Origin of the sequence: Sorangium sp. So ce145 (assembly GCF_051525985.1) — a bacterium.
In the GTDB taxonomy this organism is placed as follows: Bacteria; Myxococcota_A; Polyangia; order Polyangiales; family Polyangiaceae; genus Sorangium; species Sorangium cellulosum_B.
The window spans coordinates 12597867-12618421 of record NZ_CP150315.1 but is presented as its reverse complement, the minus strand read 5'-3'; the positions used below and the strand labels follow the sequence as shown (position 1 = coordinate 12618421).

The window sequence follows — 20555 nt, the reverse complement described above, 5'->3', positions numbered from 1 at the left end:
CGGTGTGCGCCGGCGCGGCGCGACTCGCATCCCGGCATCGGCGCTCGATGCAGCCCGCCTGCCTTGAAAGGCCGCGGCGCATCTGCTTGAACCCGAGGCACGGCCTGTGACGACGCACGCCTCCACATTGGCACGACGTGTGCTGTGCAAGGGAATATCGAGCGGCGCGTTGGACGATGCGACTGCCGGGCGCCGGACATATCGCGGGTCACCCCGTCGGCTTGGGCGAGGCCAGGCAGGGACTCGGGTCGTTCGGCACCGTCGGGAGCAGCTGCCCGGGTGCCAGCTGCCAGGCTGGCCATGACTCCTGCTGCAGCAAGGTAGGTGACCTCTGTGTCACCACAACTGACCAGAATGGCTGCTTCCGTGAGCCTGCGAAGCGTTTTTTTCAGAGGCGACGTCTTGAGGCCGTAAGCGAAGCAGGGAGAGGCTCTCGCATGCTCGAACATGGTGCGCGAGGCGGGCTCGGAGGACTGCCTGTGAACATGGTCAGTTCCTCCGATAGCTGCGGGAGCATGTGCGGCGGCGTGCGGCGGAGCGCAGTTGGGCTTGACGTCTCCGAAACACATTTGATTGCATTCTTCCCATCGCGCTGAGGCCATCCGGGTCGCGCCTGGTCCTGCTTGCGGGTTTCTCGCTAAAGACAACAGCGCGAGCGCCCGTTACCATGGGCACGCTCCATGGCCTCCGATCCCCCGCAAGACACCGCCAAAATCGGGCGCAACGCCGGGTCCACGCTCGACGCGCGTGAGAGCGGCGTCACACGGCCGTCGGGACGGGCCCAGACCAGCGGCTTGCTCGTGGTCTTCGAGGGCACCACCTCGCGTCTCGTCTCGCTTCCCGAAAGCGGCGAGATCGTCATCGGCCGCGCCGACGCCTGCCACGTCGTCCTCCGCCAGGCGGGCGTCTCCCGCCAGCACGCCCGCATCTGGATCGACCACGGCCACACCCTCATCGCCGATCTGGACAGCCAGAACGGCACCCGCCTCAACGGCAAGGTCCTCTCTGGGACCGCCGTCCTCCACTCCGGCGACGAGATCTCGCTCTCGGAAGCCTCCATCATCTTCTACACCTCCCCAGCGCATGCGCGGCAGGACGGCCTCCTCGACGCCGCCGCCTTCCGGGCCCGGGTCGAGGCCGAGCTCACCCGTGCCCTCAAGTACGTCCGCTCGGTCACCGTCGCCGCCCTGCCCCTCGGCGCTCGTACCGACCGTGCCAGCGTGAGGCTGTCCGTCGATCCGGTGCTCGGCAGCATCGAGTCTGTCTCGCTCCTGGGAGACGACACGCTGCTCTGGCTCCTGCCCGAGCACAGCGCCGAGGAGGCCGAGGAACGCGCGCGCGTCCTCAGCAACGCCCTCGCCGCGAGCTTTTCGGCCGTGCGGGTCGGGCTCGCGACCTTCCCGGACGACGGCATCGACGCGGATACGCTGCTGTCCGCTGCCCGCGAGGCCGGCCGCGAGGCCGGCGAAGGCGAGGTGCAGCGCGCTTCCCGCACGTTCAAGGAGCTCCTCTTCGGAGAACATCGCGTCTGGATCGCCGACGTCGTGATGTTGCGCCTCTATGCGCTGATCGAGCGCCTGGCGAAGGCCGACCTTCCGGTCCTGGTGATGGGCGAGACCGGCGCAGGCAAGGAGCTCGCCGCCACGGCGCTCCATCACCTCTCGCCGCGGGCTGCGAAGCGGCTGGTCACCGTCAACTGCGCAGCCATGCAGGAATCGCTGATCGAGTCCGAGCTGTTCGGCCATGAGCGCGGCGCGTTCACAGGAGCGGTCGCCACCCGCATCGGGGCGCTGGAGGCTGCCGAGGGCGGCACCGTCTTCCTCGACGAGCTCGGCGAGCTCTCCCTCGCCTCCCAGGCCAAGCTGCTGCGCGCGCTCGAGACCCGGCGCATCACCCGCGTGGGCAGCACCCGCGAGCGCGAGGTGGACTTTCGCGTCATCGCCGCCACGAACCGCAACCTGGAGGCGGAGGTGAAGGCCGGTCGATTCCGGCAGGATCTCTTCTTCCGCCTCTCTGCGGCCACCGTGTGGCTCCCGCCGCTGCGCGACCGAAAGCGCGAGCGCCTGATCCTCGCCCGCGCTTTCCTCGACCGCGCGTGCGCGCGAGCAGGCCGTGCGCCCCTGGAGCTCTCCGCCGCCGCCGTGCAGCTGCTCGCCCAGCACGCCTGGCCGGGCAACGTGCGCGAGCTGCGCAACCTGATGGACTTCATCGCGGCGACGGCGGTCGACGAGACGGTCGAGCCATGGCACATCGCCCACCGCGTCCGCCCGACCGACGACAAGAAAGGCAGCGGCACCGAGCCGGAGTCCGAGCCGGCACCGCCGGTCGAGTCGCTCACCCACTTCCGGCCCATCGCCGAGGAGATCGCCGAGCTCGAGCGCAAGCGCATGCTCCAGGCGCTCCACCTGGCGAGCTGGAACCAGACCCGCGCGGCGCTCGCGCTCGGGATGCCGCTGCGCACCTTCGTCACCAAGATGCGCCAGTACGATCTGCGCAAGGAGCGCGGACGGTAGTGCCGCCCCTGTGGACGCCGCCCAGGGAGTTCGACGAGTACCGGCTGCTCGATCCGCTCGGCCATGGATCCATGGGGCAAGTGTGGTCCGCCCTCGACGCGCTGCTCGAGCGGCGCGTCGCGATCAAGTTCATCGGCTCAGCTGGCGATGCGCCGGCCCTCCGGGCCAGGTTCCTCGTCGAAGCGCGCGCGGCGGCGCGCATCCAGCACCCGAACGTCGTGGCTGTCTACCGCGTGGGCGAGGCGTTCGGTCATCCGTACACCGTCACCGAGCTGCTGGCGGGCAAGAGCCTCGATCGGATCGAGCGGCCACTCTCTCCGGACCGCTTGCTCGATCTCGGCACCCAGCTCGCCCGCGGCCTCGCCGCCGCTCACCGCCGCGGGGTGCTGCACCGCGATCTCAAGCCGGCCAACGCCTTTCTCACCGACACGGGCGAGGCGAAGCTCCTCGACTTCGGGCTGGCCAAGCTCAGCCCAGCGCTGGCGCAGGAATGGCCCTCCCCGGCGCCGAGGGGCCGGCGCGGCGGCGAGCCCGGGGAATGCGCGCCGGACGCGCCGAACGTCGCAGATGCCGCGGCCACGGTCCCCGACGCACCCGCGCCCGGTGCCCTCGACTCGGCGCTCGCCGAGACCGCGCCGTCGTTCGGGGCGCGCGTGGGGGAGGAAGCCAGCGCCGCAGCAACCCCCGCGGTGCCGCCGGCGCTCCAGCTGAGCGCCCCCGGCGGGGTCATCGGCACCCCGTACTACCTGGCGCCCGAGTGCTGGGACGGCGCCGCGGCGACCTGCGCCAGCGACGTCTACTCGCTGGGGGCGCTGCTCTACGAGCTGGCTGCGGGGCAACCGCCTGCGGCGTACCTGTCGGATGGGCCCCTCGCCGACATGGTCCGCACGAAGGACGCACGACCCCTCGCCGAGACCGCTCCCCAGCTCGACCCGCGGATCGCGGGGATCATCGAGCGTTGCCTCGCGCGCGACCCGTCGCGCCGCTATGCGACCGCCGACGAGCTCCGCGAGGCCTTCGAGCGCCTCGTGCCCGCCGTATCGCGGCTGCTTCCGGAAGGAAACCCCTACCGCGGGTTGCTCGCCTTCGAGGCCGAGCACCGCGCGGTCTTCTTCGGTCGCCAGGCCGAGGGCCGCCTGGTCCTGGAACGGCTCAAGTCCGACGGCTGCGTGGTGGTCGCCGGGGACTCGGGCGCTGGCAAGTCCTCGCTGTGCCGCGCGGCGGTGCTCCCGGCGTGCGCCGAGGGGGCGCTCGGCGAGGCGGCGGGCTTGCGCATCGCCACGCTCCTTCCAGGTCGCCGGCCGCTCAGCGCGCTCGCCTCCGCGCTTGAAGGGCCGCTCGGCATCGAGGAAGCGAGCGTGTTCGAGGCGCTCCTCGCCGCGCCGGACGAGGCCCCGGCCTACCTCCGCCGCGCCCTGGGCCGCGCGCGGCGGCTGCTCATCTTCATCGACCAGCTCGAGGAGCTGGTCACCTCTGCAGAACCCGCTGAAGCGGACGTTTTCGCGCGCGTCTTCGTCGCGCTCGCGTCCCGCAGGCCCGGCGTCCGCGTGCTCGCCGCGGTGCGGGGCGATCTGCTCGGACGCTTGGCGGCGTCCGCCCCGGGCCTCGCCGACGCGCTCGGGCGCAGCCTCGTCTTGCTCGGTCCGCCGAGCGCCGATGCGCTGCGCGAGATCGTGACCGGACCGGCGCACCTCAAGGGGTATGCCTTCGAGTCGGAGGACGTCGTCGCCGCGCTGGTGAGCTTCGCGGGACGACCCGGAGCGCTGCCGCTGCTTCAGTTCGCGCTCGCCGAGCTGTGGGAGGCGCGCGACGAGGCGCGCCGCCTGTTGCCCCGGGAGGCCCTGCAGCGGCTGGGCGGCGCCGAAGGGGCGCTCGCGCAGCACGCCGACAAGACCCTCGATCTGCTCGCTCCCGACGACGCGGCCGCCGCGCGAGAGGTGCTCCTCTCGCTCGTCTCCACGAACGGCACGCGCCGTCGCGCCTCGCGCGACGAGCTGCTCCGCGGCGACGGGCAGCGGCGCGCGGCGCTGGAGGCGCTCCTGCGCGCCCGGCTGCTCGTCGCGCGGAGTAGCGCCGGCATCGAGGGCCACGAGATCGCGCACGAGGCGCTGATCACTGCCTGGCCGCGGCTCCGCGACTGGCTCGACGAAGACGCGGGAGCGCGCGCGCTGCGCGAGCGGATCGAGCGCGCGGCGGCCGAATGGGAGCGGCTCGGCCAGCCGCCCGAGGCGCTGTGGGGACGCCGGCAGCTCGCCGAGCTCGAGCGGCTGACCGAGCTCCCTTCGTCCGACGTGGTGCGGGCGTTCATGGAGGCGTCACGGAGGCGCGAGCGATTGCGCCGCTTCCGGCTCCCCGCGGCGGCGGCGGTGCTGACGACCGCGGCGGTGGCGGCCTGGGGCGGGGCGCGCCTCGCGCAGCACCGCGAGGTCTCGACCCGCGTGGCCGCCCGGCTGGCGGAGGGCGACGCTGCGGCGCGCGCTGTCCGCGCGCTGGAGCAGGCGTGGCTGCGCGCGCGAGGAGAGGCCTACCGGGCGTTCGATGAAGGCAAGTGGCCGGAGGGCGAAGCGCTCTGGCGCGCTGCCCGCGCGGAGCGGGCCAAGGTCGAGGACGCGGCGGCGCGCGCGAGCGCGGCCTACGAGTCGGCGCTGCTGCTCGACTCGAGCCGCGCCGAGGCGAGGGACCGGCTCGCCGATTGGATCTTCGACCGCGCGCTGACCGCCGATGAAGCGGGCGACGAGCGCGAGCGCGACGAGCTGCTCGTCCGCCTCTCGATCCTGGACCAGGGCGGCGCGCGGGCGGCGCGTTTCAGCGACAAAGCGGCCGTCGCCCTGCGGCTCGATCCTCCCGGCGCGCGCGCCCGGATCTCACGGCACCGCCTGGAAGAGGCGCGGATTCTGACGGGGACGCCGCGCGACTTCGCCGGCGGTCCGCTCGATCCAGGCAGCTGGCTGATCGAGGCTCGAGCGGAGGGACACGCGCCCGTACGGCTGCCTCTGCTGCTCCGGCGGGGCGAGCGGCGCGACATCTCGCTGAGGCTGCTCCCCGAGGAGCGGGTGCCTCCGGGCTTCGTCCATGTACCGGCGGGTCGCTTCCTCTTCGGCGCAGACGGAGACGACGAGCTCCGGCGCGTGTTCTTCGAAGCAGCACCGATCCACCCGGTGGAGACGGGCGAGTACCTCATCGCGCGGCACGAGATCACCTACGAGGACTACCTGCCCTACCTGCGAGCGCTGTCTCCGGCGGAGCGGCAGGCGCGATTGCCTGGCGCCGGTTTCGGCGCCGTGGAGGGGTCCAGGGTGGCTCTGTCAGAGGAAAGCGGGAGGTTTGTCCTCACGTTCCAGATGACGGGGCCAGTCTACCGGGTGCGCGAGGGAGAGCCGCTCGTGTACCAGAACCGCGCGACGCGCGCGTCTCACGACTGGGGGAAGCTGCCGGTCCTCGGGATCTCGGCGGAGGACGCGGAGGCCTATGCCCGCTGGCTCGACCGAACCGGCCGGGTAAGGGGAGCACGCCTGTGCACCGAGATCGAGTGGGAGCGCGCGGCGCGGGGCGCCGATCGCCGGAGCTATCCCCACGGAGAGGTGCTCTCGGCGGACGAAGCCAACATCGACGAAACCTATGGTCGAAAGGATGGCGCGTTCGGGCCGGACGAGGTCGGGAGCCATCCCGCGTCCACCAGCCCCTTCGGGGTGGACGATCTGGCGGGCAACGCGTGGGACCTCGTCCGCGCGGTGCGCCCGGGGGCGGCCGTGGTCGCGCGAGGAGGTTCCTTCTACGTCGGCCAGCTCACGGCGCGCTCCATCAACCAGTGGGCGATGACGCCGGCGTTCCGTCACGTCGAGACCGGCGCCCGGCTCTGTGCGGACGTGCAGTGATCGGGTAGCGCTTGCTGTGCCGACTCGGCGCTGCTGCGCCGATTCGGCGTGATTGCGCCGATTCGGCGTAGCGCTGCTCGGCGACGGCGCTCGCGCTCCTCGCACACTGCCGATACGGCCAGGAAGTCCGCTCTCGGTACACCCGTTGCAGACCGCCCGATCATGCCCATGAACGACGTGTATTCTCGAATTCCGCGCACCTGTGCAGCGCTGGCTCTCGCGGCCTGCGGCGCCGACCCCGCGGCCGATGCGCTGGGCGACGATCCTGGAGATATCCTCGAAGCACGTCAGCTCGCGCAGGCGGTGCAGGGCAGGACGGCACAGGGCAGGACGGCACAGGGCAGGACGGCGCTGGGCGAGCTCGCGGGAGGCGGGCCGCCGGTCAAGGTGATGACGTCCGGCGCGACGGTCACAGTAGACGGCATCACGTACAGTGTGTCGCGGTTGACGTGGCAGAACGGGAAGCTCTCGGGGACTTACAGGGTACGTCGAGGCTTGCTATGGCAGACGGTGCCACTGCCGAACGATGGGGTCGGCGTGAGCTTCAAGGTTCAGCCGATCGACGGCATGGGCCCTGAAGAGACGCTGCGCGTGGTGTCGAAGGTGATGGACACCAATGACGCGAATCTCATGGCGAGCTGCGCGCACCGAACGAACCCTGAAGACGTGCATCTATACAACATTCAACGGTTCGACTCGAAGGACAGCAAAGGGACATGGAAGGACCTTTGCGATGCGCCGGGTGGCGATGCGGTGGGCAGCGGGCGGGCGGTGTTCACCAAGGGGTACTGGAAGAAGCAGCCGGTCGATCCTGACGTGATCCCCAAGACCGATTACGAAGACCAGGATCCGAACGCATTCGGGCTTGCGTGCTGGGACGGCGTCGCCGCCAAGTGCACTCGCTGGGGCTACAAGGAGTGGCAGACCTTGACCTCGCCGAAAACCGGTAAGCCGGTGGAGATGCGGTCGCTGTTCATCGCCTGCCAGCGCGCCGCCATGGCCGATTACTGCGGGACGGGCGAATCATTCACACAAGAGAACACACCGATCGACATCTGGGATGCTCACAACTTCATCCAGAAGAGCGATGAGGCGATCACCTCGCCGATGTTCGCGGAGGAATCCTCGTTTGACGAGTCCAAGGCGGTGTGCGTCGAGGCGAGCCGGTATGAGAGGATGCCCAAGTTCTGCCAAGACAGGTGTAGTCGCCCCCGCGAAGAGACGGCGATGTCGATTTGCCTGGAGGAGTACGAGCTGGCCGTGGATCTCGGCCAAAAACCGCCGGTTATCGATCGGTCAACCTGCGGCGACGCCCAGCTCATTTTCGTGGACACCGGCTCGGGAGACTACTGTCCGCACAGCCCGGCGACCACGCATGAAGATCCCTACACCAGTCCCCCAACGCCTCCGAAAAGAATGTATAAGAGCTGCAATTCGTGCACGGCTGCCGTGTGCCGGGATTATCCATCGTGTTGCCATCCCGTGACGCCCGAAGGGGGCGGCTGGACGAGCGCGTGCGCGGAGGCCGCACAACGGGGATGCCTCTATGTGCCCGCCGTATCGACCCGACCCTTCTGCCGCGCGGATACCGTGGCCGGCCAGATGGGGGGAACGCTCGGAGGCACGATGATCGGCAGCATCTTGCCCTGAAGTGGAGAGACCGGCCCCCCGGATCGCGCCGCGATCGGGGTCGGCAAGACCAATCCGGAATGGACCGCGCCCGGCGCCTCGTCGGGGCATATCGCAACTCAGAGATCGGCCGCGGCTCCGCCAGCAGCATCAGCCTCCCTCGCCCGCACCGCCGCGACGAACGTGCCGAGGTGCACCTCGACCACCCGGCTCACGTCGGGCGTGTAGCCGCCCGCGAGGACCCACGCGATCGGGATACGCCGCTCGAGCGCGGTCCGGAACACGATCTCGTCGCGCGCGCGCAGGTCGTCGTGCGTCAGGTCGAGCGGCGAGTATGGGTCCTCGCGGAACGGGTCCGCGCCGGCCTGGTACAGGATCAGGTCGGGCGCGGCGCGATCGATCGCGGGGCCGAGGTGCCGCTCCAGGATCTCGAGGTACGCGGCGCCGCCGCTCCCGCCCGGCACCGGGACGGACCAGCTGTTCTCCGTGTCCGGAGCGCGCTCGCCCTCGACGTCCCGGTACGCCCGGTTCTGCTTGTACCAGTTGCCGTAGATGGAAAGGGCGAACGCCCAGGGGCGCGACGCGAGCAGCGACGCGGTGCCGTTGCCGTAGTGGAGGTCCATGTCGACCACCAGGGCGCGGCGGATGCGCCCCTCAACGCGCGCGCGCTCCATCGCGACGACGAGGCCGTTGAAGGTGCAGAAGCCCTCGCCGTGATCGGCGTGCGCGTGGTGGAAGCCGCTCGCGAGGTTGCCCGCGATGCCTTCCTCGAGCGCCGCGGAGACGGCGGCGATGCAGCCGCCGTTCGTGAAGCGCACCGCCCCGGCGAGCGCCGGCGACCACGGGAGCTTCTGCGACTCGGCCAGCGCCCGGGGCTCGCCGGTCGCGATCGCCTGGACGTACCCGGGCGTATGAACGCGGAGGAGATCCTCGTCGCTGACCGGCCCGGGCTCCTCGATGCGCGCGGGCAGGCCGCTCCGCTCGATCGCCTCGCGCACGAGGGCGAACTTGCGCATCGGCATGACGTGCTCGCCGATGTCCGCGAAATAGCGCGGCGTGTGGAACACCCGGATCGGCGGCGAGCCGGCGGCGTCCGAGGTCACTTGCAGACCGACTCGAGGTGATCGAGCGCCTCGCCGACGTGGCGCGGGGCGAAGATCAGCGCCGGCCGGAAGCGGAGCGTGCGCTCGCCCGAGCCGCCCACCTCGAGGCCGCGGTTGCGGAGCGCGGTGAGCGCCGCGTCGCGCCGGACGGCGTGGGGGAAGTCGACAGCGGCGAAGGTGCCGCTGCCCCGGGCGCCCGAGAGCACCGCGGGGTAGCGCCGGCAGAGGTCCTCGAGGCCGGCGACCAGGCGCTCGCCGGTCGACCGCGTGTTCTCGAGGAGCCGGTCGCGCTCGATGACCTCGAGGATCACCTCGAGCTGCGCGCCGCGGAGCGGGTCGCCGAGCCAGGTGTTGAAGACGCGCAGCGGCTCGATCGGCGCGAGCTCCTCGCGGCAATAGAAGCCGCCGAGCTGCATCTTCTTGGAGAACGTGACCATGTCCGGCGGCTCGGGCAGGTCCCACGCCTCGTGCGCCCAGAGCGCGCCGGTCCCGCCGCCGCAGGTCTGCACCTCGTCGATGATGAGCGCGACGCCGCGCTCCGCGGTGAGGCGGCGGAGCGCCTGGAAGAAGGCCGGGCTCGCGTGCCGGTCGCCGCCCTCGCCCTGGATCGGCTCGACGATGACCGCGGCGACCTCGTCCGGGTGGGCGTCGAGCGCCGCCTCGACCGCCTCGAGCGAGCGCGCCTCGGCGGCGCGGTTCTGCTCGGCGTGCGCGGCGAGGGGGAAATGGCTCGCGGGGAACGGCGCGACGGGCCAGTCGAACGCGGGGATGTCGAGCTTGTGGATCGGCTTGCTCCGCGTCGCCGAGAGGGCGCCCATGCTGCGGCCGTGGAAGCCGCCATCGAAGGAGAGCACCTTGAAGGCGTTCACGCCGGGCTGCCGGTTGAGCATCGTGGCGGCGAGGTCGCCGTCGCTCGGCTGCGCGCCGCCGCGCCGGCGCCGGGCGAGCCGGATGAACGCGGCCTTGAGCGCGTTCTCGACCGCCTCCGCGCCGGTCGTGAACGTGAAGACGCGCGTGTGCCCCTTCGGCGCGACGCGCATCAGCGTCTTCTCGACGAGGTCGACCCACTCGGGCGCGGGCGCGACGCCAAGCGCGGAGCGGTAGCCGGCGCACCAGTCGAAGCGGCCGTCGCGCCACGCGGCGAGCAGAGCCGGGTGGTTGTAGCCGATGGGCACGGCGGCGATGTGCCCGTACACGTCGAGCAGCACGTTGCCGTCCACGTCGACCATGTAGTTGCCCAGGCTCTTGCGCGCGTCCTGATAGAAGTGGATCGGTCGCGCGTCCTGGTAGCGATGGTGGCGGGCGCGGAGCGCCTCGGACGCAGGCCCCGGGATGGCGGTGCGCATCGAGGCGCGCTCGGGCTCGCCGGGGATGGGCGGGGGGATGTGGGTCGGGGCGTTCATGGTCGGACTCCAATGCAACGGGGGCGGCGGAGCGTCACGCAGATCCGTCGGTCGCGACCGCCGCCTGGACGCGCACCACGATCGATTTCGACGCGGGCGTGTGGCTCTTCTCGGCGATGCTGCCGAGCGGCACGAGCACGTTCGCCTCGGGGAAGTAGGCCGCGACGTTGCCGCGGGGGATCGTGTACAGCACGACGCGGAACGCGCGCGCGACGCGCTCCCCGTCGGAGAAGCGGCTCGTGACGTCGACGAGGTCCCCCTGGGCGAGCCCGCGCTCGGCCGCGTCCTCGGCGTTCATGAACACGACGCGGCGCCCGCCTCGGACGCCGCGGTAGCGGTCGTCGAGCCCGTAGATGGTCGTGTTGTACTGGTCGTGGCTGCGGATCGTCATCATCAGGAGCTCGCCCGGCTCGAGATCGTGCCGCGGGAGCGGGTGGATCACGAAGTTCGCCTTGCCCGTCGCCGTGCGGAACTCGCGCCGCGCCGCCGCGTTCGGCAGGGCGAAGCCGCGCGGGTCCCGGATGCGCGCGTTGAAGCCGTCGAAGCCGTCGATCGTGCGCTCGATGAGATCGCGGATCCTGTCGTAATCGGCGGTGAGCTCCTCCCACGGCACGCGCGAGCGCGCGCCCAGGGCCGCGCGCGCGAGGCCCGCGACGATCGCCACCTCGCTCCGCAGCAGCTCCGAGGCGGGGGGGAGGCTGCCGCGCGAGCTCGAGACGACGCCCATCGAGTTCTCGACGGTCACGAACTGCGGCCCGCCCGCCTGCATGTCGCGCTCGGTGCGGCCGAGGCAAGGCAGGATGAGCGCGCGCCTGCCCGTCACGAGGTGCGCCCGGTTCAGCTTGGTCGAGACGTGCGCGGTGAGGTCGCACCGGGCGAGGGCGCGGGCGGTCAGCGCCGTGTCCGGCGTGGCCGAGAGGAAGTTGCCGCCCAGCGCGAAGAAGACGCGGGCGCACCCCTCGGCCATCGCCGCGATCGCGGCGACGGTGTCGAGCCCGTGGCGGCGCGGCGGCGAGAAGCCGAAGTTCTGCTCGATCCGATCGAGGAGCTCCGCGGGCGGGCGCTCCCAGATGCCCATCGTCCGGTCGCCCTGCACGTTGCTGTGCCCGCGCACCGGGCACGCGCCCGCGCCGGGCCGCCCGATGTTGCCGCGGAGGAGCAGGAAGCTCATCACCTGCTGCACGTTGGCCACGCCGTTCTGGTGCTGCGTGAGGCCCATGGCCCAGCACGCGATCGTGCGCTCGGAGCGCATCGCGATCTCGGCCGCCGCCCGGATCTGGTCGCGCGGCACCCCGCTCTGCGCGACGATGTCGTCCCAGGGCGCGCCGCGCACGGCGTCCGCGAACGCCTCGAAGCCGTGGGTGTGGCTCGCGATGAACGCGCGATCGAGCACGGCGCCCGGCCTCCGCGCCTCCTCCTCGAGCATCTCCTTGATGATCCCGGTGAAGAGCGCGACGTCGCCGTTGATGCGCACCTGGAGGAAGAGCGTCGAGAGCGGCACGCCCGAGCCGACGAGATCGAGCGGGTGCTGCGGGTGCTGGAAGCGCTCGTTGCCGGCCTCGGGGAGCGGGTTCACCGTCACGATCTCGCACCCGCGCAGCCGCGCCTCGCGCAGCGCCGAGAGCATGCGCGGGTGGTTCGTCCCCGGGTTCTGCCCGACGACGAAGATCGCGTCGGCGAGCTCGAAATCGTGGAGGGAGACGGTCCCTTTGCCCACGCCGATGGCCTCGCGCAGGCCGACGCCGCTCGACTCGTGGCACATGTTCGAGCAGTCGGGCAGGTTGTTCGTCCCGAGCTCGCGCACGAAGAGCTGGTAGAGGAACGCCGCCTCGTTGCTCGTGCGGCCCGACGTGTAGAAGACGGCCTCGTCCGGCGAGCCGAGCGCGCGCAGCGACGAGGCGACGACGTCGAGCGCCTCGTCCCACGACACCGGGCGGTAGTGCGACGCGCCCTCGTCGAGCAGCATCGGATGGACGAGCCGCCCCTGCTTGCCGAGCCAGTGGTCGGACTGCCGCGAGAGCGCCTCGACGCTGTGCTCCCGGAAGAACTCGGGCGTGACGCGGCGGAGCGTCGCCTCCTCGGCGACCGCCTTGGCGCCGTTCTCGCAGAACTCCGCGAGCGAGCGCTTCTCCTCGGGCTCGGGCCACGCGCAGCCGGGGCAGTCGAAGCCCTCGCCCTGGTTCACGCGGAGGAGCGTGCGCACGGCGCGCGCGACCCCCATCTCGCCGACCGCGTGCCGGAGCGTCGCGCCGACCGCCGGGAGCCCGCCGGCCGCCGCGCTGCGCTCGCCGATCCTGGGCGCCTCGGGCTCGAGCGGCGGCTCCGCCTGCACGTCGCGCGGCACGTCGCGGGCCGTCACGACGCGGCCTCCGCCGGGACCGAGACGGGGACCTCGACGCGCTCCCGGCCGGCGTACACGTTGAACCGCCCGTCGCGGGCGAAGCCGACGAGCGTCATCCCGTGCGCCGCCGCGAGCTCGGCGGCCAGGCTCGAGGGCGCGCCCACCGCGACCATCACCGGGATCGAGGCCCGGAGCGCCTTCTGTACGAGCTCGAACCCGGCGCGCCCGCTGACCATGAGCACCGCGCCCGGGTCGGGCAGCCGCCCCGCGAGCAAGGCGGCGCCGATCAGCTTGTCGACGGCGTTGTGGCGCCCGACGTCCTCGCGGAGGTCGGCGAGCGCGCCGCCCGCGTCGAAGAGGGCCGCCGCGTGCAGCCCCCCGGTCCGCCCGAACACCGGCTGCGCGCCGCGGAGCCGCGCGGCGAGCCCGTGCACGACGCCCGGCGCGAGCCGGGGGACGCCCCGCGCGAGCGGCGCGGGCGGCGCGAGCGCCGCAACGTCGATCGACGCCTTGCCGCAGACGCCGCAGCTCGCGTTCGCGACAGCGAGGGCGCGCTCGGTGCGCCCGAGATCGACGGTCACGTCATCGCCGAGCGTGACGCGCACGAGATCGCCCGAGGGGCCGAGGGCCTCCTCGACGGCGACCACGTCGGCCGCGCGGGAGATGACGCCCTCGGCGAACAGGAGGCCAATCGCGAGCTCGCGATCGTTGCCAGGCGTGCGCATCGTGATGCCGAGGCGGCGCGGGGCGCGGCGCTCGTCCCCGGGGGCGCGGGCGACGACGATGATCTCGAGCGGATCCTCGACGGCGAGCAGATCTTCGGCGTCCGAGGCGGTCTCGCCCGTGATCGTGCGAATCGAGACGTGGGCTGTGCTTGACGGCATGGCGTGTCCGGCGCTCTCAATCGTAGCCCGCGGCGACCCGCCGAGCAGGATTCGCGTGGAGCCGCCCGCCTGGCCGCCGCCGACGGCGCTCCGACGCGCCCCGGGCGGAGCCCTCGCAGGGATCTCCGCCGAACAGCCGGCGCCTGCGACGGGTCGCGGAGCCCCAGGGACTCCTGGCTCCGGCTATCCCGAGGACCACGCCGCGCAGAGCCTCTCGAGCTCCCGCTCGGGTACGTCGAGCGGCGCCTTGCCGCGCCACGCCGGCGGGAACAGCGGCATCACCGCGCTCCGGAGCACCGGCGCGAACCCCGCGACGTCCGCCGGCCCCCGCGGGATCCGGATCAGGGGGACGCGCTCGCCCGGGAACGCCGTCAGGCGCGCGAGCGCGTTCTCGCGGATCGGCGCGAGCTCGCCCTGGCTCACCTCGCGCGCGTGCACGGCCTGGTAATGGCGCAGAAACGACTCGGCCCGGGCGCGCGGGATGTCGTCGCGATCCTCCTCGCCGACCTGGCGCACCACCGCGAGCAGCGGCAGCGGCACCGGCGTGACGCCGAGCGCCGCGGTGTCGCGAAAGTCGGGCTGCGCGTACGGGAGCACGTCCGGGGGGACGATCGCGAACCCCGCGCGCCCGTAGGCGATGAGGCGCACCACCGTGTCGCGGTCGTCCGGGTCGACGGCCTCCATCTCGGCGGCGAGCATCACCTCCGCGCCGTCGCCGCCGGCCCCCTGGCCCCCAGCGAGCCCCGCGTCGCCGAGCGCGCGGCGCGCGAGCGCGACCGGCGCCGCGCGCAGCAGGGCGGCGAGCCCGGTGCGGCGGAACGGCGGCAGGACGAGCGCGTGCGACAGGAGCACCACGCAGCGCCGCGCCGCGCGGTCCAGCGTGACGTAGCAGTCGCGCACGCCGGCGAGGCGCCCGTCGTCCACGCCGCGCGCGAGCAGCATGTGGTACGTCGCCGTGATCGGCGCCCCCGCGTCCGTGTGCGCCCCGGTGAGCCACGCCCAGAGCACCTCGCGGCGCTCGAGCTCGCCCTTCGGCCCGAAGACCGCGTCGAGCGCCCGGTAGCCCTCGTCGAACGCCGCGCCGTCCCGCGCCTCGTCCACGGAGAACTGCCCGAGCGCCCGCGCGACCTTCTCCGGCCCCTCCCCCGGGCAGACGTCGCGCGGATCGACGATCATCCCGCCATCTCGCGCAGCACCGCGTCGAAGACGCCGATCGCCTCGTCGACGTCCGAGACCGTCGTGATGAGGTGCGGCCGCAGCCGCACCGAGCGCGTCCCCGTGTAGCTCGCGAACACCCCGCGGCGGAGCGCGCGCGAGAGGAAATCGTCGCGCGCCGCGGTCGTCGGCAGGTCGAACGCGAGCAGGAAGCCGCGGCCGCGCGGCTCGCTCGCGAGCGCGGGGTAGCGCTCGCAGAGCTCCTCGATCCGCGAGAGGAAGTGGCGGCCCGTCGCGCGCACGTTGCCGAGCAGGTCCTCCGACTCGATCGCGCGGAGCGTCGCCAGCGCGATCGCGGACCGCGCGCGGTCGCCGTTGCGCGTCTGGTACATGCGCCCGAACTGCGCGACGTCGTACGCGCTCGTCGCGAAGAACCCGCCCATCTGCATCTTCTTCCCGAAGCACATGAGATCGGGCGGGCGCGGCAGCTCGAGCTGCTCGTGCGCCCAGAGCGTGCCGGTGATCCCCATGCCGGTCTGCACCTCGTCCAGGATGAGCGCCGCGCCCGCCTTCCCGGCGAGCTCCTGCGCGCGGCGGAAGAAGGCCGGGCTCGCGTGCCGATCGCCCCCCTCGGACTGCACGGGCTCGACGATCACGGCGGCCACCCGGCCGTCGTGCGCGTCGAGGATCCGCTCGAGCGCGGCGAGGGCCTCCGCCTCGGCGCGGTCGTTCTCGTCGGCGAAGCGCGCCAGCGGGAAGCGGCTCGCGGGGAAGGGCGCCGTCGGCCAGGGGAACGCGGGCAGGTCGGCCTTGTGGATCACCTTCGAGTGCGTGGCGGACATCGGCCCGAGGCCCCGGCCGTGGAACGCGCCGGCGAACGACACCACCACCGCGTCGGTGCCCGCGTTGTCGAGGATGCTCTTCTGCAGCTCCTCCGGCAGCTCGAGCGGGTTCCTCGGCAGCCCGGCGGCCTCCCGCCGGCGCTCGCCGTGCCGGATGAACGCCGCCTTGATCGCGGACTCGACGCCCTCGCCCCCCGCGTCCACGCAGAAGACGCGCGCCATGCCGCGCGGCGCGAACCGCTGCTCGAGCGCCTCCACGAACTCGAACCAGGCCGGCGTCGTCACGAACGGCGTCGACGTCGGGTTCGCGACGGCGCGGATGAAGGCCTCGCGGTGCGCCACCTCGACCAGCGCGGGGTGGTTGTAGCCGAGCGCCCCGAGCGCGAAGTTCGCGAACAGGTCCAGGAACACGTTGCCGTCCACGTCGACGAGCGAGCACCCGCGGCTCGCGATGTCATCCATCACGACCGCGCGGTACCTCGACTGCATGTCGAAGCCGCCGCGCGCCATCCAGGCGCGCGCCTTCGGCCCAGGCAGCTCGGTGACGACTCTTCGCAGAGGGACGGACGGGAGCGTGGGGCGATCGGAGAAATCCATAGGCAGCGCGAGTATCCCGCACGCCGGGGCGCGTGTCATCGCCGCTTGCCGCGCCCGGGTGCGCGGGTTTACGACGGGGGCATGGGTGACACGCGCGAGACGGTGAAGAGGCTTTGGATCGACAACGCCGAGAGGGAGGCGCTCTCGGGCGAGACGTTCGACACCGCGAACCCCGCGACGGGCGGCGCGCTCGCGCGGCTCGCCCGCGGCCGCCGCGCGGACGTGGACGCCGCCGTGACGTCCGCGCGCGCGGCGTTTCCGCGCTGGGCGGCGATGGATCCGAACGAGCGCGCGCGCATCCTGTGGAAGGCGGGGGAGCTGATCCTCGCGCGGTGCGAGGAGCTGGCGCGGCTCGAGGCGCTCGACACGGGCAAGCCGATCACGGCTGCGCGGACGATCGACGTGCCGCGCACGGCGGACACGTTCTTCTACTTCTCCGGGTGGGCGACGAAGCTGGGCGGCGAGACGATCCCGGTGCGGGGTCCGTTCCTGAACTACACCGTGCGCGAGCCGCTCGGCGTCATCGGCGCGATCATCCCCTGGAACTTCCCGCTCCTGCTCGCGGCGCGGAAGGTGGCGCCCGCGCTCGCGGTGGGCAACGTGGTGGTCGTCAAGCCGCCGGAGGAGGCGAGCCTTACGACGCTGGAGCTGGCGCGCATCCTCGCGGAGGCGGGGGTGCCGCCGGGGGTCGTCAACGTCGTCACGGGGCACGGCGAGGAGGCGGGGGCTGCGCTCGTCGAGCACCCGGGCGTCGCGAAGATCTCGTTCACGGGCGGCACGGAGACGGGCAGGACGATCATGCGCGCGGCGGCGGGCACGCTGAAGAAGCTGTCGCTGGAGCTGGGCGGCAAGAGCCCCAACATCGTCTTCGCGGACGCGGACGTGGAGAGCGCCGCGAAGGCGGCGGTGACGGCCATCTTCTACAACCAGGGCGAGCTCTGCACGGCGGGGAGCCGGCTCCTCGTGGAGCGCTCGGTGCACGACCGCGTGCTGGAGGTGGTCACGAGCGGCGCGCGCCGGCTGGTCCCTGGCGATCCGCTCGATCCGTCGACGCAGATGGGCCCCCTCGTCTCGGAGGCGCACTTCACGAAGGTGCTCGGCTACATCGACCGTGGCGCGGCCGAGGGGGCGCGCCGCGAGACCGGCGGGCGCCGCGAGGGCCCGGGGTTCTTCGTCGAGCCGACGGTGTTCTCGGCGGTCTCCCCGTCGATGAGCGTCGCCCGCGAGGAGATCTTCGGCCCCGTGCTGGCGGTCCTCCCCTTCGACGACGTGGAGGAGGCGGCGCGCGTCGCGAACGCGACCGAGTTCGGCCTCGCGGCGGGCATCTGGACGCGCGACGTCGGCAAGGCGCACGCGCTGGCCGCGCGCCTCTCGGCGGGCACGGTCTGGATCAACACGTACAACCGATTCGACGCGGCGAGCCCGTATGGCGGAACCAAACAATCCGGCTTCGGGCGGGAGAACGGCCGCGCGGTGCTCGACGAGCTGACGCAGCTCAAGTCGGTCTGGGTCTCGCTGAGCTGAGCGGGACGCATCGGCGCTGACGGCGCGCCCCGCTCTCGTCTCCTTCTCCCCTCCCCGCGTGCAGCCAACTACTTCGGCGGGAGCGCGGCCTCCTGCGTGCCGGGCTTCGTGCCAGGGGCCGGCGGCTGCGCGCCGCCCTGGGTCCCTGTCGCGCCCGCGCCAGCCGGGCCGAGCTTCTGCGAGAGCGCCTCCGCGTCCTTCAGGTGCTTCTCGATCGTCGGCCGAAGGTCGTTCTCGACCATCGCCCTCAGATCGGCGTTCTTCGCGTTCGGCAGCGCCTTCCTGTCGAGGAAGTCGAGCGTGTTCTGGTGATCCTTGATCATCGTGGCCACGAACTGCTGATCGAAATCGGCCCCTTGCAGCGCCTTCAGCTGCTCGAGCGCGCTCTGCGTCTCTTCGGTGAGCTGCTTGCTCTTGTCCGAGTCCGCCGCCGTGATACCGAGCTTCTTGACCAGCTTGGCCTGCTTCGCCTTGGCGTCGGTGTGGTGCTGGGCGATGACCTTGGCATAGGCCTTCACGTCCTTGCTCTTGGCCTTCGTCTGCGCGAGCTGGGCCTCGTCGATCTCCTTCTTGTTCGAGGCGTCGAGCACGGCGAGGATCTGCTCGTCGGTCAGGGGAACCTCGGCGGGCGCGCTCGGCGCCGTGGTCGTCCCCGGCTGCGCCGCCCCCGCCTGCGGCTCGGTGCCGGGCGGCGGAGCCGGCGGCGTCGCGGGAGGGGCCGCCTCCGGCAGCGGCGGGGCGGCGGTCGGGGCCGGCTGCGGTGGTGCTTCGTTCGTGCTCGGGCTGCTCGCCGGGGGCGTGTTGGAGCAGCCGACGCCGACAGCGAGACCGATCGTCAGGACGAGAGCGTTGCGCGATGCAACCATGGGTAAAGACCTCCTCACGTGGATTCGAGTGCCGGCCCCCGTGCAAGATCCGGTGCACGGCATGGGTGCCCCCTTTTCTCCCGAATCCACGCGACTGCCTCCCTCCCCGCTGTGGCAAGTTGCTACGGGAGTGGGCGAATCTGCCTCATCAGTCCGCTCAGAAGGATGCCTGTGGCGGACTCGACGGTTGCGGGGTGATGCTGTCGCACGACAGCCCCGGTAAGGCCGCGCGGCACGGCGCGATGACCTCGGCGAGCACCTCGCGGCGCAGCGCCCCGAGCGCGCGCGCCGGGAGCAGGCCGAGCGCCTCGTGCACGGCGGGCCCGGGGGCCGGGTCGACGGCGTAACGGGCGGCGGCGCGGGAGAACGCCCGCTCCGCCGCGGAGCGCGCCGGCTCGCCGAACGTCGCGAGCATCCACGAGAGCGCCCTCCACGAGAGCGCCGCGTGCCGCTCCTCGTCGGCGGCGATGCGCGCGAGCGTGGCCGCGAGCGCCGGATCCCCCGCGCGCTGCGCGATCTCACGGCCCTCCGCCGCGCCCAGCGCCTCGCCCACGCAGCCCTCCTCGACGAGCGCCTCCACCACCTCGGCGACGCCGGCGCCGAGCGGCGCCGTGGCCGCCTCGAGCAGCGGCCCGGGGCCGATGGCCCGGCCGGCGAGGCGGGAGGCGACGCCGTAGGCGAGGCGCGCGTGCTCCACCTCGTCGAGCGCGGCGCGGTGCGCCTCGCCGACGAGGGCGGCCGGCGCGCCGAGCGCGAGGAGCTGGAGGGAGAAGCGGGCGAAGCTCGCGATGGACGCGTGCTCGAGCGCGGCCATCGCGGCGTAGTGCGCCGCGGCGAGCTCGCGCACCTCGGGCGAGAGGGACGCGACATCGAGCTCGGCGCGAGCGCGCCAGTCGTCGCGCGCGGCGCCCTGCGCGGCGCGCGGCTGGCCGTCGACGACGAACGGGCGGCCGATGGCGCACGAGATCCCGGCGCACTCCCAGCGCACGCTCTCGGCCTCCGGGTCGGTGACGACGCAGGCGGCGCCGCGGCTCTCGTCAGAAGATCGGCAGTCCGCGTCGCTCAGGCAGGTATCTTCCTTGGTGCGGCAGGCGAGCGTCACCTGCTCCCAGCAGCCATTGAAGTATGCCGACAGGCCGCAGGTGCTTCCGGGGCAATCGGCGTCGACCGAGCAGAGGGCCTTTGCGCAGACCGAGTGCTGCTCTCGGAGGGCGCCTGTCCCTTTGCACACGCAGGCCTCGGACGCGCCGCACTCCGCGTCGCTCTCGCAGGCGTACTCGCAGCCGCAATACGCGCCTATCTGCCCGAACGAGCTCACGCACTTTCCGCGGGGTCCCTCCTTGCAATCGGCGTCCGTCCTGCACTGGAACGTCCGCTCCGTGCCGCTGCACGCGCGCTGATCGATGGTCGCGTCGCACCGGACCCGCGTGGCGCGGTGCACGGTGCCGTCCCGCTCCTTGACCCAGCCCACGCCGCGCGGCGGCGGCCGCGGCGCGGACTGGCCCGGCTCTTCCGGGACGCCGGCGTCGCGGGGCGTGGCCTGCGGCTCGCCGAGCGTGACGACCGCGACGTCGGGGCTCTTCGCGTTGGAGCAGCCGGCAGCGCCAGCGGCGAGGAGGAGGGTCATGCGGAGCGAGCGGTGACGTTCCATTCGCGGCAGGGTAGCAGAGGGGGGCGCGAGGCCGGATCGGCCGGCTCACGGCGGCGCCGCCGCGGTGCGAGCGCGCTTCAACCGAGTCGAACGGTTCGGGCATGGACATCGATGCTCGCCGGACCTGCCGAGAAGCGCGCGCCCTCGGCGGTGCACGGCCCTCTCCGGGATT

At 72.6% G+C, this 20555-nt stretch carries 12 protein-coding genes; 4 read left to right on the top strand and 8 right to left on the bottom strand.

What is annotated here, in order from left to right; genetic code table 11:
- The first annotated feature begins 680 nt into the window (after positions 1-680).
- The 3 genes from WMF34_RS46970 to WMF34_RS46960 all read left to right on the top strand — a co-directional run bounded on the left by WMF34_RS46970 (position 681) and on the right by WMF34_RS46960 (position 8038).
- Positions 681-2513 (top strand): sigma 54-interacting transcriptional regulator, encoded by a 1833-nt coding sequence (locus tag WMF34_RS46970; protein ID WP_437991908.1) that lies wholly within the window; start codon positions 681-683, stop codon positions 2511-2513.
- Positions 2513-6388: an nSTAND1 domain-containing NTPase gene (locus WMF34_RS46965; protein WP_437991907.1), complete on the top strand. Its 3876-nt coding sequence runs from the start codon at positions 2513-2515 to the stop codon at positions 6386-6388. Before WMF34_RS46970 ends, WMF34_RS46965 begins: the two co-directional genes overlap by 1 nt.
- A 168-nt stretch (positions 6389-6556) precedes the next feature.
- Positions 6557-8038: an ADYC domain-containing protein gene (locus tag WMF34_RS46960; protein ID WP_437991906.1), complete on the top strand. Its 1482-nt coding sequence runs from the start codon at positions 6557-6559 to the stop codon at positions 8036-8038.
- A gap of 98 nt (positions 8039-8136) precedes the next feature.
- Here WMF34_RS46960 and WMF34_RS46955 read toward each other — a convergent pair whose 3' ends face one another.
- The 6 genes from WMF34_RS46955 to WMF34_RS46930 form a co-directional block, all read right to left on the bottom strand.
- A complete protein-coding gene (locus WMF34_RS46955) occupies positions 8137-9120 on the bottom strand; it encodes a histone deacetylase family protein (protein ID WP_012241803.1) in 984 nt (327 codons plus the stop codon).
- The gene (locus WMF34_RS46950; protein ID WP_437991905.1) at positions 9117-10523 is read right to left on the bottom strand and encodes an aminotransferase class III-fold pyridoxal phosphate-dependent enzyme; all 1407 of its coding nucleotides are present in this window, start codon (positions 10521-10523) and stop codon (positions 9117-9119) included. Before WMF34_RS46950 ends, WMF34_RS46955 begins: the two co-directional genes overlap by 4 nt.
- A 34-nt stretch (positions 10524-10557) precedes the next feature.
- Complete coding sequence (locus tag WMF34_RS46945) at positions 10558-12882, bottom strand: FdhF/YdeP family oxidoreductase (protein WP_437991904.1); 2325 nt, start codon at positions 12880-12882, stop codon at positions 10558-10560.
- Positions 12879-13748, bottom strand: a complete 870-nt coding sequence (locus WMF34_RS46940; RefSeq protein ID WP_437991903.1) for a formate dehydrogenase accessory sulfurtransferase FdhD — start codon at positions 13746-13748, stop codon at positions 12879-12881. The genes WMF34_RS46945 and WMF34_RS46940 overlap by 4 nt, the downstream gene beginning before the upstream one ends.
- A 183-nt stretch (positions 13749-13931) precedes the next feature.
- Positions 13932-14924, bottom strand: a complete 993-nt coding sequence (locus WMF34_RS46935; protein ID WP_437991902.1) for a hypothetical protein — start codon at positions 14922-14924, stop codon at positions 13932-13934.
- Positions 14921-16342: an aminotransferase class III-fold pyridoxal phosphate-dependent enzyme gene (locus WMF34_RS46930; protein WP_437991901.1), complete on the bottom strand. Its 1422-nt coding sequence runs from the start codon at positions 16340-16342 to the stop codon at positions 14921-14923. The genes WMF34_RS46935 and WMF34_RS46930 overlap by 4 nt, the downstream gene beginning before the upstream one ends.
- 81 nt (positions 16343-16423) lie before the next feature.
- On the opposite strand from WMF34_RS46930, the gene WMF34_RS46925 reads away from it, so the two are divergent.
- The gene (locus WMF34_RS46925; RefSeq protein WP_437991900.1) at positions 16424-17866 is read left to right on the top strand and encodes an aldehyde dehydrogenase family protein; all 1443 of its coding nucleotides are present in this window, start codon (positions 16424-16426) and stop codon (positions 17864-17866) included.
- A gap of 68 nt (positions 17867-17934) precedes the next feature.
- On the opposite strand, the gene WMF34_RS46920 is transcribed toward WMF34_RS46925, so the two are convergent.
- On the bottom strand, positions 17935-18732 hold the full coding sequence (locus WMF34_RS46920; RefSeq protein WP_437991899.1) for a DUF4142 domain-containing protein: 798 nt from the start codon (positions 18730-18732) through the stop codon (positions 17935-17937).
- A gap of 157 nt (positions 18733-18889) precedes the next feature.
- Positions 18890-20383 carry a ferritin-like domain-containing protein gene (locus tag WMF34_RS46915; RefSeq protein WP_437991898.1) on the bottom strand — a complete coding sequence of 498 codons (1494 nt, stop codon included), beginning with the start codon at positions 20381-20383 and terminating at the stop codon, positions 18890-18892.
- Positions 20384-20555: the final 172 nt, after the last annotated feature.